At 69.8% G+C, this 16,219-nt stretch carries 15 protein-coding genes and 2 pseudogenes; 10 read left to right on the top strand and 7 right to left on the bottom strand.

Annotated features, from left to right (window positions below; translation table 11 throughout):
* Window positions 1-938 (top strand): helix-turn-helix domain-containing protein (locus tag E1218_RS04100; RefSeq protein WP_132316385.1); only part of this gene is annotated, 938 nt, incomplete at its 5' end.
* Here the strand turns inward: E1218_RS04100 and E1218_RS04095 are convergent.
* On the bottom strand, window positions 922-1,725 hold the full coding sequence (locus E1218_RS04095; protein WP_132316383.1) for a MerR family transcriptional regulator: 804 nt from the start codon (window positions 1,723-1,725) through the stop codon (window positions 922-924). The two genes, E1218_RS04100 and E1218_RS04095, sit on opposite strands and share 17 nt — an antisense overlap.
* 79 nt (window positions 1,726-1,804) lie before the next feature.
* Here E1218_RS04095 and E1218_RS04090 point away from each other — a divergent pair, with 79 nt between their 5' ends.
* The 3 genes and pseudogenes from E1218_RS04090 to E1218_RS38075 all read left to right on the top strand — a co-directional run bounded on the left by E1218_RS04090 (window position 1,805) and on the right by E1218_RS38075 (window position 3,859).
* The gene (locus E1218_RS04090; protein WP_132316381.1) at window positions 1,805-2,107 is read left to right on the top strand and encodes a nuclear transport factor 2 family protein; all 303 of its coding nucleotides are present in this window, start codon (window positions 1,805-1,807) and stop codon (window positions 2,105-2,107) included.
* A 41-nt stretch (window positions 2,108-2,148) separates the two neighbouring features.
* A complete protein-coding gene (locus E1218_RS04085; RefSeq protein WP_202865759.1) occupies window positions 2,149-3,006 on the top strand; it encodes an AraC family transcriptional regulator in 858 nt (285 codons plus the stop codon).
* A 74-nt stretch (window positions 3,007-3,080) separates the two neighbouring features.
* Window positions 3,081-3,859, top strand: a pseudogene (locus E1218_RS38075) (SDR family NAD(P)-dependent oxidoreductase).
* On the opposite strand, the gene E1218_RS04075 reads toward E1218_RS38075, so the two are convergent.
* The 3 genes from E1218_RS04075 to E1218_RS04065 form a co-directional block, all read right to left on the bottom strand.
* Entirely contained in the window at window positions 3,847-4,884 is a 1,038-nt protein-coding gene (locus E1218_RS04075) for a small ribosomal subunit Rsm22 family protein (RefSeq protein ID WP_132316377.1), read from the bottom strand. The pseudogene E1218_RS38075 and the gene E1218_RS04075 overlap by 13 nt on opposite strands.
* A gap of 300 nt (window positions 4,885-5,184) precedes the next feature.
* Window positions 5,185-5,835 (bottom strand): VOC family protein, encoded by a 651-nt coding sequence (locus tag E1218_RS04070; protein WP_233711990.1) that lies wholly within the window; start codon window positions 5,833-5,835, stop codon window positions 5,185-5,187.
* Window positions 5,836-5,903: 68 nt separating this feature from the next.
* Window positions 5,904-6,563: a dihydrofolate reductase family protein gene (locus tag E1218_RS04065; RefSeq protein WP_132316373.1), complete on the bottom strand. Its 660-nt coding sequence runs from the start codon at window positions 6,561-6,563 to the stop codon at window positions 5,904-5,906.
* 352 nt (window positions 6,564-6,915) lie between these two features.
* Here E1218_RS04065 and pyrH point away from each other — a divergent pair, with 352 nt between their 5' ends.
* Window positions 6,916-7,623: a UMP kinase gene (gene pyrH / locus E1218_RS04060; protein ID WP_132316371.1), complete on the top strand. Its 708-nt coding sequence runs from the start codon at window positions 6,916-6,918 to the stop codon at window positions 7,621-7,623.
* Window positions 7,624-7,766: 143 nt separating this feature from the next.
* On the opposite strand, the pseudogene E1218_RS38070 reads toward pyrH, so the two are convergent.
* Window positions 7,767-8,228 (bottom strand): annotated as a pseudogene (locus E1218_RS38070) (phosphotransferase); the annotation flags it as partial.
* A gap of 157 nt (window positions 8,229-8,385) precedes the next feature.
* Between E1218_RS38070 and E1218_RS04050 the strand changes: the two are divergent.
* Window positions 8,386-10,368 carry an elongation factor G gene (locus E1218_RS04050; protein ID WP_132316368.1) on the top strand — a complete coding sequence of 661 codons (1,983 nt, stop codon included), beginning with the start codon at window positions 8,386-8,388 and terminating at the stop codon, window positions 10,366-10,368.
* A gap of 65 nt (window positions 10,369-10,433) precedes the next feature.
* Window positions 10,434-10,724 (top strand): ADP-ribosylation factor GTPase-activating family protein, encoded by a 291-nt coding sequence (locus tag E1218_RS04045; protein WP_202865758.1) that lies wholly within the window; start codon window positions 10,434-10,436, stop codon window positions 10,722-10,724.
* Here the strand turns inward: E1218_RS04045 and E1218_RS04040 are convergent.
* Window positions 10,709-11,467 (bottom strand): putative protein N(5)-glutamine methyltransferase, encoded by a 759-nt coding sequence (locus tag E1218_RS04040; RefSeq protein WP_233711989.1) that lies wholly within the window; start codon window positions 11,465-11,467, stop codon window positions 10,709-10,711. The genes E1218_RS04045 and E1218_RS04040 overlap by 16 nt on opposite strands.
* Window positions 11,468-11,709: 242 nt before the next feature.
* The gene (locus tag E1218_RS04035) at window positions 11,710-12,600 is read right to left on the bottom strand and encodes a LysR family transcriptional regulator (protein WP_202865757.1); all 891 of its coding nucleotides are present in this window, start codon (window positions 12,598-12,600) and stop codon (window positions 11,710-11,712) included.
* Between the two features lie 115 nt (window positions 12,601-12,715).
* Between E1218_RS04035 and E1218_RS04030 the strand changes: the two genes are divergently transcribed.
* From E1218_RS04030 to E1218_RS04020, 3 genes are read left to right on the top strand one after another with little or no spacing between them, the layout of a single operon-like run.
* Window positions 12,716-13,741, top strand: coding sequence for a hydroxyacid dehydrogenase (locus E1218_RS04030; protein WP_132316362.1), 1,026 nt, complete (start codon window positions 12,716-12,718; stop codon window positions 13,739-13,741).
* A 12-nt stretch (window positions 13,742-13,753) separates the two neighbouring features.
* A complete protein-coding gene (locus E1218_RS04025) occupies window positions 13,754-14,896 on the top strand; it encodes a mandelate racemase/muconate lactonizing enzyme family protein (protein ID WP_132316360.1) in 1,143 nt (380 codons plus the stop codon).
* 9 nt (window positions 14,897-14,905) lie between these two features.
* Entirely contained in the window at window positions 14,906-16,216 is a 1,311-nt protein-coding gene (locus E1218_RS04020; RefSeq protein ID WP_132316358.1) for an ABC transporter substrate-binding protein, read from the top strand.
* Window positions 16,217-16,219 lie beyond the last annotated feature (3 nt).

Genomic DNA, 16,219 nt, shown 5'->3' with positions numbered 1-16,219 from the left:
CCGCCGTGCTGCCGCGGCAGGACCGTGCGGAGGCGTTCTACTCGGCGATGATGTCGGCGAGTGTGCCGTCCCGGGTCGAGCACGAGGACCCGGCCGGGGACGTGCGCGCGCGGATGGATTTCTGGCAGCTCGGGACGCCGGACCTGTTCCGCAACGAGGGGTCCGGGATCCGCCTGGTGCGGACGCCGAAACACGTGCGGATCGGCGGTCCGGAGCGGCTCGCACTGGCCGTCCAGGTGATCGGCGCGGGACTCTTCAGCCAGGCCGGCGCGGACCAGCGGGTCCGCACCGGCGAGCTGATGCTGGTCGACCTGACCTCGCCGTACGAGTTCGCGTGGAGCGGTCAGGGTGCGTCGCTGGCGTTCCAGATCGACCTCGACGAGCTCGGGCTGAGCGTCGAGACGATCCGCGCGGCGGCGCGCCGGCTGCCGAGCAGTCCGCTCTACGACCTGATGCTGCACCACCTCACGGCGCTGCCCGGAGTCATCGACTCGCTGCACGGGACCGAGCCGGCGGACCTGCTCGGATCGGCGACGGCGCAACTGGTCCGGGCGTTGCTGACCTCTGCCGCGGACGACGACCGCCGCCCTCCGCCCGCGATGGCCGACGTGCTGTTCACCCGGATCACCTGGTACGCGCGGCAGCACCTGACCGATCCCGATCTCACCCCGGCACGCCTCGCCGCGGAGCACAACATCTCCGTCCGCTACCTCTACAAGTTGTTCGCCGAGCAGGAGCTCAGCCTCGAGCAGTGGCTGATCACCGAGCGTCTCCAGGGCGCCGCCCGGCAACTCGCCGAGCCCGCGAACCGGCACCGCTCCATCGCCGCGGTCGCCGCCGGCTGGGGTTTCTTCGACCCCGGCCACTTCACCCGGCGCTTCCGCCAGGCGCACGGGATGACCCCTCAGGAGTGGCGCAGAGTCAACCAGCGAGCCTGAACACCGGCCAGCCGATCTCGGTCCGCCAGCTCGCCGGATCCGGGTCGTCGCCCGGACCGACGACGTACGTCTCGTGCACCGGACCGTCGACGGCGAGGGCGTGCTCGACGACCCAGGCGCCGAGCCGGCCGTAGGTGACGTCGATGTCGTCGTGCGTGCCGCGGTGGACAGTCGCCGCGAGCTCGACCGCGGGCAGGTCGAGCGGTCTCACCCGGCCGGACGACGGCGGGTCGGTGGCCGGCCGGTACACGACGACGCGGCCGCGGCCGGTCGAGAACAACTCGTTGTCGTACCGGCCGCCCGGTGGACCGAGGCGCCCGCCGATGACGCCGTCGAGCTCGGTCATCGCGTCGTCGTACCACTCGAGAACGTTGCCGACATCAACCACCCCGGTGATGGCGGCGACCGTCCGGGCCGGCTCCGAGCGTACGGTGACCGCCAGATCACCGGTGTCGGGACGCAGCAGCCGCTGCAGCGAGCCGACCGCCGCACGGGTCCGGTCGAGCGACGCCTGCAACCGGTCGAGGTGCCCGGCGATCAGCTCGGCGCGGACCGCCGGATCGTCGGTCGCGAGGATCTGACCGACCTCGGCCAGCGGTACGTCGAGCTCGCGCAGCCGGTGGATGACCTGCGCGGACGGAATCTGGCCGGTCGTGTAGAACCGGTAGCCGCTGGCCGGGTCGACCGCAGCCGGCTCCAGCAGGCCGCTCTCGTGGTAGCGGCGAAGGGTTCGCACGCTCAGGTGGGTGAGCTGCGCGAACTCACCGATCGTCAGGCCGCCTCGCACCCAGTCACTGTGCACCCTCTCCCTGGGAGAGAGTCAACTTCTTGACCCTCTCCCAGGGAGAGACCGGACCCTGGACGACATGTTGCCGAACACAATCACCGAGTACCTCGCCACCCCGTCCATCGACCTGTACGCCGACGACGCCGTGGTCACCGACGACGGCAAGACCTATCGCGGCCGCGACGAGATCCGCGACTGGCTGGGACGAGCCGCCGGCGAGTACACCTACACCACCGAGCTGATCGGCACCCGGCAGGTCGACGCGAACACCTGGGTCGCGGTGAACCACCTCGAGGGGAACTTCCCCGGTGGGACCGTCGACCTCCAGTTCACCTTCACGCTGGACGACGACCTGATCACCCGTCTCGTCATCGCACCCTGAGGAGAGGTTGTGCGTAGCCTGGGCCTGTCATGGACACACGGATGGCAGAGCTGGGCGCGTCGATCGTCGCGGCGGCCGGCCGCGAGCTGCCGGTCGACGGTCTGCTGCTGTCGGTCGTCGAGGCGCCGACGCCGCCGGTGGCCTCGTTGGCGACTCCGGTGTTCGCGCTCGTCGCGCAGGGCCGGAAGCGGCTTGCGGTCGGCGACCGGGTCCTCGAGTACGGCGCCGGCGGCTACCTGGTGGTGTCGGTCGACCTGCCGGTCACCGGCCACTTCACCGAGGCGTCGGCGGCGAAGCCCTGCCTGGGTGTCGGTCTGGCCTTGCGGCCCGACGTCATCGCGTCGTTGCTCCTGGACCACCGGCCGGCGGGCGCGGCGACCGGGTTCTCCGTCAGCAAGGCGCCGGCCGAGCTGGTCGACGCGGTGATCCGGCTGCTGCGCCTGGTCGACGACCCCGAGGACGCGCGCGTACTCGCACCGATGGTCGAGCGGGAGATCCTGTGGCGACTGCTGCGCGGGCCGAACGGTGCCACCGTTCGGGAAATCGGTCTCGCCGACAGCAGCCTGTCGCACATCGGCCGCGCGATCCGGTGGATCCGCGACCACTCCACGGAGGCGTTCCGGGTCGAGGAGCTCGCCGCGACGGCCGGGATGAGCTCGTCGGCGTTCCATCGGCACTTCCGCGCGGTGACGGCGCTGACGCCGATCCAGTTCCAGAAGAAGATCAGGTTGCGGGAGGCCCGGCTGCGAGTGGTCGGTCTCGGTGAGGACGTGACGACCGCCGGGTACGCCGTCGGCTACGACAGTCCGTCGCAGTTCAGCCGCGAGTACCGGCGTGAGTCCGGGACGCCGCCCAGCCGCGACGGCAGCCAGCTCGCGGCGGAGCCGGCTCTGCCGTAACCGAGCAGGATTGTGCAAGTGACCGATGGGAATCGTCTAACGGCTATGGTCCTCAGGACCGTCTACTGGTGTGCATGCCGGACATGATGAGGCAAGTAGCGATAGTTACCGGCGGCAGTTCCGGCATCGGCCAGAGCACGGCCCTCGAGCTTGCCAGGCGCGGGGTCGGCGTGATTCTCACGTACCGCGGCAATCCGGACGGCGGCCTGGAGACGGCCGAGCGGATCGAGCAGGACGGCGGTACCGCGGTCGCGCTGCCGCTCGACGTGGGGAACAGCGAGACCTTCGCCGAGTTCGCCGCCGAGGTCACGCGGATCCTGGCCGACCGCTGGGACCGGACGACGTTCGACTTCCTCGTCAACAACACCGGCGTCGGGCAGCACCCCGTACCGTTCGAAGAACCACCGAGGAACTGTGCGACCAGATGCTGCGGATTCACCTCAAGGGTCCGTACTTCCTCACCCAGGCGCTCCTGCCGCTGCTCGCGGACGGCGGGGCGATCGTGAACACGAGCAGTAGTTCCGCTCTCGCGAACACCAAGCCCGAGCCGGGGTACTCGGTCTACGCGAGCATGAAGGGCGCGCAGCTCGTGCTGACGCGGTATCTGGCGAAGGAGTTCAGTAGCCGCGGCATCCGGGTGAACGCGGTCGCTCCGGGCGTGACCCGGACCCGCCTCGGCGACGACGCGTTCTCGAAGTACCCGGAACTGATCCCGCCGCTGGCTGCCCGCACTGCTCTCGGGCGGATCGGTGAACCGGACGACGTCGGGAAGGTGATCGCCTTCCTCCTCTCTCCCGACGCCGCCTGGATCACCGCGCAGACCGTGGAAGCCTCCGGCGGTTACGATCTCTGACCGCTCCCCCAGGTTTCACCCCAGACCGCGTCCCGGGCTGCGCGATACTGCCCGGAGGATCTGGGGACCACGAGACGCTGTCGCGCCCCGTCCGCCGTGCACAGGTCGAGGACAACCTGGCCTTTCGGCCGCACCGGCCGGGCGACGACCCGGTTGGCCGCCGCCCGGACGGGGCGACGAGTAGCGACCAGGTAGGCGAACTTCTCGTCCTCGAAGTTGCGGGTGCCGGTCTTGGCGAGCCGGTGGAGCTCGGTGCGCGGCAGCCGTACGGCGAAATGGCACCAGTCGGTCGTTGTCAGCGGGCAGGCGTCGTGGTGTGGACAAGGTGCGGCAACCGTCAGACCCAGGTCGATCAGGTGCCGACGGACGTCGAGGATCCGCTGGAAGCCGCGCGGCGTGCCGGGCTCGACGATCACCACGGTGTCCGCGGCTGCGGACGCCAAGGTGATCAGCCGGCGGCGCGTCGCCTCGGAGAGCTCGTTGAGGACGTACGCGATGGTGATCAGGTCGACGTGACGGTCCGGCGTCCAGCTCCGGAGATCGGCGGCCGTCCAGCGTTGGAGCCCGCCGGAGGGGTGCGATCGAGCGCCCCTGGGCCGGTCACGGTGACCGTCCGCGCCGGCCGGGTTGTGCGGTTCATTGCTAGTGGCAAGCAGTCTCCGCCCTAGCTCGATTGCGGGTGGTTGCCGTTCGACGATTTCGATGGAGATGCCGGGCCAGACATCGGCGGCCGCCCAGGCGGCGGCCCCGGTGCCACCGCCCAGATCGAGCTGGGTGCCGAAGGCACCGACATGCGCATCCGCCGCCCTGAGAGCAGCACGAATCGCGTGGAACGTCGCCGGCATGCGAAACACGGCGTACGCGAGACAGTCGAGCCGATCGGCCATGCCGAGCGTGGTGTCATCCACCCGCTCAGCACGAAAACGAGCCGACATCGCGGCCGCGCGAGCGCGCAAGCCGTCGTACTTCACCCCGCCGAGGGCCTGGCTGAGGGCAGCATGCAGTTGTGTGTCCAGTGAGGACATGAAGACTCCGGTTCGGTCGGTACGAACACACAGAACTCGCGGCCGACGCCGCGCCGCACCGACCGGTCCGGAAGGTCTTAGTCAGAAACCAGACAGGGAGGGGTCAGCACGGAACCGACCATCCATGCAAACCATGACCAACCTCCTCACCCACTCAATCCCCGAACTCTAACCACGTCACCCCGCTACCCGCTCGCGAATTACCCACCCGCCAACCACCACGGACAGGACCGCAGCCGGGCACCTGCCGAAGGCGGTGAATGAACTGTCGCCGCGAAGGCGGTCCGGTGTGCGGGGTCCTCAGCGGTCGAGGCAGGTGCAGATGCAGACCTTGTTGCCGTCGGGATCGGCCAGGACGGTGAAGGCGGGGGCTTCCTGGTCGTAGGTGATGCGGCCGCCTGCGGCGACGCCGGCGGCGATGCGGTCGTCGGCGACGTCGTGGGGCACCCACAGGTCGAGATGGAACCGCTGTCGCGGGGTCTCGTGCGACTCGGTTCCCTGGAACCACAGATTCGGCACCCGCCCGGTCGGATCGACGACGTCGCCGCCGTCGTACGTCGTGCTGCCGGTCAGCACAGCGGCCCAGAACGGACCGATCACCGCGGCATCGACGGTGTCCAGCGCTAGCTCGAGCTGCCGCACCGCCGTCGGATCAGCGGTGAACCCCATCGACGCCGCGATCGAGCTGATCCGCCGGGCCAGGTCCAGGTCCCGCTGGGTGACCCACGACAGCACGTGTTCGTCGCCGTCGTCGTCGCGGTAGACCGCGTCGTCGCTGACCAGCTTCACCTCGACGAACGCGCCGGTGAGCCGCATCTCCGCGCAACCCTCGCCGACGGCCTCCACGAAGCGAAGACCGTCGGCGAACGACCCGGTCAGGAAGCGACCGTGCAGGCCCTGGGCCAGCTTGCGCCAGTCGTCCAGACCGGCGTCCAGGATCGCCTCCGTCATCACAGCATCCATGTTTCTTCCCCACAATCGCTTCGAGACTTCGAGACTAGGGCACCGCACCGACAACGTCAGGCGAGCACTTCCTTGCCGTCCTCGACCACGATGTCCCCGGTGCCGAGCGAGCCGAAGCCCTCCTGCCGCAGCGTCAGCGACACCACACCGGCCCCACCGCTGAGCACCTCACCCGAGGCGATCTTGTACGTCGACGGTACGGCGCCGTCCTCGAACAACCGCTTCCCCGTACCGACGATCACCGGGAACTGGATCAGCCGGTAGATGTCCACCAGGCCGGCGTCGTGCAGGGTCCGCGCAAGCTGCCAACTGCCGTGGACCTGCAACTCCCGCCCCGGCTGCTCCTTCAACCGCCGTACCTGGTCGACGATGTCGTCGCCACGCAGCACGGTCGTGTCACCCCAGGCCGCGCCCTCGTCCGACAGGGTGTTGCTGACGACGTACTTCTTCCACGTGTTCAGCGCGGTCGACACGATGTTGTCCGGCTCGACCGAGACCTGCGACCAGAAGGTCCGCATCATCTCGAACGTCGACCGCCCGAGCAGGATCGCGTCCGCCTCGCGGAACCAACCGTCGACCGGGTCCAGCTGGCCCTCGCCCGCGTGCGGTACCAGCCAGCCGCCGTGCTCGAACCCGTTGCTGCGGTCCTCGTCGGGCCCGCCCGGTCCCTGCATCACGCCGTCGAGGCTGACGAAGGTGTTGACGCTGAGTTCCATGGCTGTCTCCTGTGGTTCGTAGGTGCGTTCTCGCCTACGCGTCGAACCGTCCGGAGCGAACTCGACACTTCGATTCTGGAATTTCCGGATCCAGGACGGCGAGGTCGCGCTCGGCGTACAGGCGGTGCTCCCACTCCTCGCCCAGGATCCAGCTGAAGCAGTCGGCCGCCGGGTAGCCGGGTTCCCACCTCGTCGTGCGGCGTGGCCGCCGGCAGCTTCCGGGGCCGTGAGGTTGCGGAGGTCGCCGTCGAGCGACACGTCGTGCAGCAGCGCGCCGCGGATCGTCGCGCCCGGGCCGCCGTCCAGACTGTGGTAGACCTGCTGCCGGCACCGTCACGGGGAGAGGGGCACCATGTACCGCAGGCTCGTGCTCAAGCTGTCGGGTCAGGCGATCGCCGGCCCGAACGACTTCGGCTTCGACAGCGACCGGCTCACCCACCTGGCCACCGAGGTGATTGCGCTGCGGGCGACCGGGGTGCAGGTCGCGGTCGTCGTCGGCGGCGGCAACGTGTTCCGCGGGAACCGCGCCGCCGACTGGGGTATCGACCGGGTCGAGGCGGACAACATCGGCATGCTCGGCACCGTGATCAACGCGGTGCTGCTGCGCGGACGGCTCGTGGCCCTGGGCGCGGACGACGTACGTCTGATGACCGCGATCCCGATCGACAGCCTCGCCGAGCCGTACATCCGGCTGCGAGCACTCCGGCACCTGGAGAAGGGGTCGATCGTCCTGCTTGCCTGCGGCAACGGCCAGCCGTTCACGACCACCGACTACCCGGCCGTCCAGCGTGCGGTCGAGCTCGGCGCCGACGCCCTCCTGGTCGCCAAGAACGGCACCGACGGCGTGTACGACGCCGACCCGAACAAGAACCCGGCGGCCATCCGCTTCGACCACCTCACGTACGCCGAGGTGATCGCGCGCCATCTCGAGGTCATGGACCAGTCGGCGTTCATCCTCGCCCGCGACCACCAGCTCCCCCTGCACGTCTTCGACATCGACCGCCCGTCAGCCGCCTCCACCATCGCGACCGGCGCCCAGCTCGGCACTCTGATCAACTGACCCGCCAACCCGGCTTCGATTGTCGTGATGTGCGGGACGATCCATTCTCCTCCGGTGGCGTGCTTCGCGTGGATCGCCATCAGTGCCGAGAGAGCCCGGTACATCGAGATGGTCCGGTCCAGCCCGGTGAGCTCGACGACGTAGCCGGCCAGCAGCGCCCCGGTTGCCGCCGAGCCCGACATCGTGAACCAGGCGATGTCGAACGGCGGATCGCCGTACCTGGCGTCGCCCCAGTCGATGATGCCCGTCAGGTCGTCGCCGACGGCGTACGACTGCCGCGGGTGCAGGTCGGCCTGGGTGAGGACGGCCGCAGAGGCCGAGGGGCCGCCAGGCACCTCCGCGGCAAGCAGGTACGCCGGCTCGACGTGCAGGATTCTCGGCGCCGGTACGTCGGCCGCGCGGGCGAGCTCGCAGGTACGCGCTTCGTCCTCGACGGAGGCGCCTGCTTTCAGGTAGACGACCGGGCCGGCGGCGGTGTGCAGGCGGAAGGTTCGGTTGCCGGCGAAGCCCTGCACAGGCTCGACGTGGGCGATCGGGCCGACGGCGGCCGTGGCGTACGTGACGGCGTCGGCTTCGGTCAGGGGTGTCCGGGTGTCGGGCGGCATTCCGTCAGGGCAGGGAAAACGGGTTGAGCGGTCAGGTGGGTTCTGGTGTACTCGGGGACGTCCGAACAGGTGTCGAGTGAAAGGGGCGCGGCGATGCGAGCTCGCTTCATGTCTGTCGAAGCCACCACTGACACCTGTTCAAGGGACATGAAGCTCTGTGAAATTACTGAACCTGGGGATCCTGGCCCACGTCGACGCCGGTAAGACGAGCCTGACCGAGCGGCTGCTCTACGCCGCCGGGGTGATCGACGAGATCGGCAGCGTCGACGACGGCAGCACCCAGACCGACTCCCTCGCGCTCGAACGCCAGCGCGGGATCACCATCAAGTCGGCGGTCGTCTCGTTCCCGATCGGCGACGTCACGGTCAACCTGATCGACACTCCCGGTCACCCGGATTTCATCGCCGAGGTGGAGCGGGCGCTCAGCGTGCTCGACGGCGCCGTACTGGTGATCTCGGCGGTCGAGGGCGTGCAGGCGCAGACCCGCGTGCTGATGCGGACGCTGCGGCGACTGCGCATCCCGGCGCTGATCTTCGTCAACAAGACCGACCGGCCCGGCGCGCAGTACGAGCCGCTGCTGAAGTCGATCGCGGACAAGCTTTCGGCCGCGATCGTGCCGATGGGCTCGGCCGGCGGTCTCGGGACACGGTCGGCGACCTTCACGCCGTACGGCCCGGACGATCCGTACGGCGACCTGCTCGAAGTGCTGGCGGAGAACGACGAGCAACTGCTGGCCACCTTCGTGGAGAACGAGCACGCGCTGGAGTACGACGGCCTGCGACGCCGGCTCGCCGTACAGACGAAGCAGGCCCTCGTGCACCCGGTGTACTTCGGTTCCGCGATCACGGGCGCAGGCACGGATGCTCTGACCGAAGGCATCCGGGAGTTCCTCCCGTCGGCACCGACCGACGTCGACGGCCCGGTGGACGGCTCGGTCTTCAAGGTCGAGCGGGGTGCGGCGGGCGAGAAGGTCGCGTACGTCCGGATGTTCTCCGGTACGGCGCACGTCCGCGACCGGCTGCGGTTCGGCGACGGCGGTGAGGCGAAGCTGACCGCGCTGGAGGTCTTCGGTGCGCCGCGCACCACCGACGCCGTCCGGGCCGGTCAGATCGGCAAGCTGTGGGGTCTGGCCGACGTGCAGATCGGCGACCGGATCAGCTCGACCGAGGAGGAGCCGAGCACGAGAACCGGTGGATTCTTCGCACCGCCGACGCTGGAGACGGTGATCTCGCCGGTCCGGCCGTCCGACAAGGGCAACCTGCGGGTCGCCCTCATCCAGTTGGCCGAGCAGGACCCGCTGATCAACCTGCGCCAGGACGACCTGCGGCAGGAGACCTACGTGTCGCTGTACGGCGAGGTGCAGAAGGAGGTCATCCAGACGACGCTGGCGACCGAGTTCGGGATCGGCGTCGACTTCCGGGAGACGACCACGATCTGCGTCGAGCGGATCGACGGCCCCGGGCAGGCCGTCGAGTTCAACAAGAAGGACCCGAACCCGTTCCTGGCCACGGTCGGCCTGCGGGTCGAGCCGGCGCCGGTGAACGCCGGGGTGACGTTCGAGCTCGAGGTCGAGCTCGGGTCGATGCCGTACGCGTTCATCAAGGCGGTCGAGGAGACCGTCCGGGCGACGCTCGGGCAGGGCATCCACGGCTGGCAGATACCGGACGCGCGGGTGGTGATGACGCACTCGGGCTACTCGGCGCGGCAGAGTCACGCGCATGCCGTGTTCGACAAGAGCATGTCGAGCACGGCCGGCGACTTCCGTCTCCTCACCCCACTCGTGCTGATGACCGCGCTCCGGCGGGCCGGTACGACGGTGCACGAGCCGATGCACCGGTTCCGGCTGGAGATCCCGACCGACACGACGCGCGCCGTACTGGCCGCGCTGGCCCGGCTCCGGGCGATCCCACAGGTCCCGGCGCCGGCGGCCCAGACCTCGAGCCTCGAAGGAGAGATCCCCGCGGCGGCCGTCTACCAGCTCGAACAGCAGCTTCCTGCCCTGACCCGGGGCGAGGGCGTGCTGGAATCGGCGTTCGAGCGCTACCAGCCGGTGACGGGCCCGATTCCGGAGCGCCCACGGACAGACCACGACCCGCTGCACCGCCGCGAGTACCTCCTGCGCGTCCAGCGGCGGGTCTGACCGCGAAGTTGCGCCGGCGTCATTCGGCCGGCGCGGCTCGGTGCGTCAGCTCGGCGTTCACCCGGATGATCGCCGAGAGTCCCACCCTGACCATCTGCCTCCGCGGCCTGCACGACCAGCGCGAGCAGGCCCTGGCCGGGGTGCTCGCCGAGACCACCGGCGGGCGCCCCGAGGACATCACCGTCACCACTGCCGCCGCACTGATGGGCGCCGTACATCGCACGCTCTTCCAGCGGATCCAGTCGCTGACCCTTGCCGGGCAGTCCAACGACCTCATCGCCCGCACGGTCGGCGCCGAGGCCGCCCAGGCCTTCAACCTCCTGGAGCCGGCCCTGGGCGACTACGCGGTCGCCTGAGGTTTGGTGCCGCTGACAACGTTCGCGCCGAGCTGGTCGTCGGTGGTGATCCGCGCGGTCAGGCCGTGGTCGGCAAGTACGGCCCGGGCGAGCGGTGCCTGGTGCTCGCTCATCTCGACGAACACGTGACCGCCGGGCGCCAGCCAGCCGGTCGCCCCGGCGGCGACCCGGCGCAGGGTCGCGAGGCCGTCCGGACCGCCGTCCAGGGTCACGTGCGGCTCGTAGAGGCGCGCCTCCGGAGGCAACAGACGGATCTCGTTCGTCGGAACGTAGGGGACGTTGGCCAGCAGAACGTCGATCCGGCCACGCAGCTCGGCAGGTAGCGCCGTGAACAGGTCGCCCTGGTAGACATGACCCAGCCGAGGCTCGAGGTTGCGTCGCGCACAGCGGACCGCGGCCAATTCGATGTCCGCGGCGTGCAACTCGACCGGCCGTTCGGCCGCGACCGCCGCACCGAGCGCACCGGACCCGCACCCCAGGTCGACAACGACGGCCCCCGGCGCGGTCACCCGCAGCGCCTCGGCCACCAGGAGCTCGGTACGACGACGCGGGATGAATACCCCCGGATCGACTGCGATCCGCAGCCCCCGGAACGACGCCCAGCCGAGAACGTGCTCGAGCGGAAGCCCGGCGATCCGGCGGCCGACCATGACGGCAGCCTCCGCCTGGTCCCGGGCGGTCGACGCGATCAGCGCGGCCTCGTCCTCGGCGAACACACAGCCGGCCGCCCGCAACCGGTCCACGACCGGGGCGACCTCAAAGGAAGGAACAGAAGAGACAGACACGGAAACCCTTCGACTACGAGGCTCCCGCGGTCAGCGAACGTCGCCGACTTCTCGAGGCGGGAGCAACCAACCTGCCCTTGCGGTGATCGGTCCCACCTCCTTCGTCCGTCGTACGGTGTCGGCACTCACCCTACCCGAACCGCGTTCACACCGGTGAGCTCGGCATGACCAGGACCCTACGAACTGAAGTCCGCTCCAGGTCAAGCGTCGAGGCGTGGATCCGCGCGGAGCGACTCGGCCAACCGTTGCAGCGCCGGGTTCGGGCTGTCCGGGTTCCAGCAGGCGTGCAGCGTCACCGAATGCGCGTCGGCGGTGTCCAGTTCTCGGTAGCGGACTCCTTCGACGCGCATCGCGACGATCGATCGCGGGATCAGCGCGCAGCCGAGCCCGGCCCGGACCAGGGCGAGCATGGTCGGCACTTGCGAGGCCAGTTGACTGACGGCGAAGCGGTCCATGCCGATCATCGCCGCGCAGATGTCGTGCAGGTACTGCGATCCTTCCGGGCTGTAGCCGATGTAGTCGTCGGTCACGTCCACCAACGCGACCGGTCCCTCGCCGACCGCCAGCGGATGATCGGCCGGGACGGCCAGCACCAGGTCCTCGGAGTGCACCAGCACCGACTCGAACCTTTGCGGGATCGGCGGGCGCACCAGCCCGATGTCGATCTCCATGGTCGCGATCGCCTCGAATTGTGCCGGGCTGACGAGCTCGGTGAGCTCCGACGTCACCGCCGACGTCCGCTTCCCGACCATGGTGAGGAAGTCGGCCAGGACGGCGTACGCCCCGATCGCGGTGAACGCGATCCGCAGGGTTCCGGTCCGCCCGTCGGCCGCCCGCCGGGTCGCGTCGGGAGCCACCTCCAGCAGGGCGAGCACCCGCCGGGCGTGCTCGAGGAACACGTCCCCCGCCGCGGTCAGCCGGACTCCCCTGCCGGTCCGGTCGAACAGCCGCACGCCCAGCGTCCGCTCCAGCCCCTGGATCTGGCGGGTCAGCGGCGGCTGCGTCATGTTCAACCGCTGCGCCGCCCGGCCATAGTGCAACTCCTCGGAGACGGCGACGAATCCGCGCAGTTGCGGGAAGGACAGATCCATACGCGGCACCGTACCCATACCCGCGCGGTATCGGTCAATACGAAAACGGGCTTGGACCTGCATAGCGGAAAGCGCCTACCGTCGTCGGAACAGCCCGACCGAAGGAGTCCGCACGGTGCCCAGACTCGCCGCCCTGTTCACCCCCGAGCGCGCCGCCGACGTGGTCGACCCGCAGACCCGGCGTCTGCTCGATGACCGGTTCGAGGTCGTCTGGGCAGGACCCGAGCACGCCGCCGGCGCGGCTTCCCCGGGCAGACCTCCGGCCCTCGACCCGCAGGCGGTGCCGAGCCTGGCCGCCGGCGCCGACGTCCTGCTGACCAGCTGGGGTACGCCGCGCCTGGGCGAGGAACTGTGGGCCGACGGCAACGGTCCCCGGGTGGTCGCGCACGCGGCCGGCTCGGTGAAGAACCTGATCGACCCGGTGATCCTCGGCCAGGGGGTCGCCGTCTTCTCCGCGGGACCGCGGATCGCCTGGTCGGTCGGCGAGTACTGCCTGGCCGCCATGCTCACCCTCGCCCGCCGACTCCCCCGGTTCGACCATGCCATCCGTCACGGCGGCTGGAAGCAGAGCGGGTTCCGGGGACACGAGCTGACCGGTGCCAAGGTCGGCATCATCGGCGCCAGCTCGACCGCCCGGGCGCTGATCTCCCTGCTCACGCCGTTCGGCTGCGACCTCGCGGTGTACGACCCATACCTGACCGCGGAGCGCGCGAACCAGCTGGGCGTCCGCCGCACCAGCCTCGCGGACGCGCTCCAAAGCCCCTTCGTCACCATCCACGTCCCGAACGTGCCGGAGACGCAGGGCATGATCAGCCGGCGGCTGATCGGGCAACTGCCCGACGACGCCATCCTGATCAACTCCTCGCGCGGTCCGGCGATCGACCAGCAGGCCTTGCTCGACCACGTCCTCACTGGTCGCCTGTACGCCGCCCTCGACGTCTACGACCCCGAGCCACCGTCCTTCGACGTCAGCGTGCTGGGGGCACCGAACCTGTTGGTCACCCCGCACATCGCCGGTGACACCGCCGAGGGCCACCTGGCGCTCGCCGGCTACGTGCTGGCCGACGTCCTGCGATGGCTGGACGACGGCGCCCGCGGACCGAGCTTCGTCGATCCGGCCGCCTGGTCGATCGCGGCCTGAGAGGACGCAGCCATGTCCCGAATCGCGAAGGTCGAGGTGTTCCCGGTCGCGGTCCCGTTCGCGCGCCGGTTCGTTCTCGGCAGTGGCGCGGTCGGTTCTCCCGGTGACCGGCCGGACCAGGCCTCGGCGGTGCTGTTCGTGAAGCTGACGACCGAGGACGGGGTGGTCGGCTGGGGTGAGCAGCGGGCGCTGCCGAGCTGGAGCTACGAGACCGCCGAGACGATGGCCGTGGTGATCAGACGCCATCTGGCGCCGATCCTGCGCGAGCTCACGCCGTTCGACGTCGAGCTGTTCCACCAGCGCGCCGCCAAGCGCCTGAGCCCCGCGGTGTCGAACGGCTTCCCGTTCGCCCGGGCCGCGGTGGACGTCGCGATGCACGACGCGGCCGGCAAGCTGGCCGGCGTACCGGTGCACGCGCTGCTCGGCGGCAAGCTGCACGACGAGATCGCGCTGTGCTCGGCGATCGGGGTCGGTGACTCCGACGCCGTCCGCGACCATGCGCTGCAGTCCTCGGACCACGCGGCGTACAAGGTGAAGATCGGCGGCGACCTGGACGCGGACACCGCCGCGATCGAGACCGTCGCCGAGGTGGCCGGCGGCAAACCGCTCTGGCTGGACGCGAACCAGTCCTACCGCGCGAGCCTGCTCAGGCAACTCCTCGACCGCACCGCGGGCATCCGCACCCTCCACTGTGTCGAGCAGCCGGTGCCGAGCACCGACACGCTCGCGATGCAACGCCTGCGCAGCCTGATCGACCTGCCGATCGCGATCGACGAGGGCAGCTTCTCCGCGCAGGACCTGGCCCGCGCGATCCGGCTGGACGCCGCCGACCTGGTCGTCGTCAAGGTCTGCAAGTCCGGCGGCCTGCGCAACGCCCTGAAGACCGCCCAGACCGCCCTGGCCGGCGGTCTCGAGATCCTGGCCAGCGGCCTGACCGACTGCGGGGTCGCGTTCGCGGCCGCGCTGCACGTGTTCAGCCAGCTCGACCTGGCCCTGCCCGCCGAGCTGAACGGGCCGGAGCTGCTCTCCGACCTGTACGTCGAGGGCCTCACCATCACCAAGGCCGTTGCCACGGTCCCCACCGCCCCGGGGTTGGGCGTCCAGGTCGACGAGGACCGCATCCGGGCCGAGTCGATCGACCTTGACTACAGCTGAGGAGTAGCCATGCAGCAGAGGCTGTCCCGCCGCAGCTTTCTCGAGCTCACCGGCCTGGCCGGATTGGCCGCGGCCGCCGCCGGCTGCTCGTCCGGGCCGCCGGCCGGCGCCGCCACCTGGTCGATGTGGTCGAGCAGCGCCGCGGAGAAGAAGGTCTGGGAGGATTTCAGCACGTACGTCGAGCAGCAGCTGAAGGTCAGGTCCGTTCCGACACTGACCCCGTCCGGTGGATACCCGACGAAGCTCGACCTCCAACTGGTCAGCGGCACGGCCGGGCTGGTGACCGCCATCAACGGCACGCTGATCCCGACGTACGCCGCCCGGGGCGCGCACCGGCCGCTGGACGACCTGATCGCGGCCGACCCCGACTTCGACCCGGACGACTTCTACCAACCGAGCCGCCGGATCTCGAGCTTCAACGCGAAGACGTACGCGATCGGCTTCGACGTCGCCCCGACGGTCATGTACTACAACAAGACGCTGCTGCAGCAGCACGGCATCGACCTGCCGTCCCGGACCGAACCGATGTCGTGGGCAACCTTCCGGGAGCTGGCCGTCGAGCTCACCCGGCCGCCGGACCAGTACGGCTTCACCTGCGCGCCGGCGATCGACGACCTCGTCTCCTGGATCTACTGTGCCGGCGGCAACGTGATGGACGACCAGGCCACCCGCAGCACGCTCGGAGCGCCGGAGGCGATGGAGGCGCTGCAGTTCGTCATCGACCTGTTCGTCAAGGACAAGGTGACGCCGCCGATCAAGAACCTGGTCACCGAAAGCTCGATGGCCAACTTCATGGAAGGCAACGTCGCGTTCATGCAGAACGGCCCGTGGCAGGTGGTCAACGCCCGGAAGGCCGAGTTCGACTGGGACATCATCCCGTTCCCGGCCGGCGCGGTCGGTAGCACACCCCGGGTCTCCGGGTCCAGCTTCGCGATCCCCTCGGGCGTGCGCGAAGGTGCCGATCTCGACCTCGCCTGGAAGCTGCTGAAGACCCTTACCAGCACCGGTGCGCTCGACATCTACGCCAGGGCCGGCCGCAACAACCCGGCCCGGCTCAGCGCCGGCAGTGCGTTCCGCCCGCCGCCGGACAACCTCGGCATCGTCCAGCAGGTCCTGGCCGGCAAGGTCGCCGGCGGGCACGCGTTCGACGTCACCACGAACTGGAACCAGGTCAAGCAACTGCTCGGCCAGGACCTGCCCCGGACGTTCCTCGGCCAGGTCACCGTCGCCGACGCGATCGCCGGGCTGACCCCGCGCCTCGACGTACTGATGAGGCAGCACCAGGACAACATCCGCCAGGCCGCCGCCCGGAAAGGGTGACCA

It is taken from the genome of Kribbella turkmenica (genome assembly GCF_004348725.1).
Lineage (GTDB): Bacteria > Actinomycetota > Actinomycetes > Propionibacteriales > Kribbellaceae > Kribbella > Kribbella turkmenica.
This window is presented reverse-complemented; position numbering and strand designations above follow the sequence as displayed.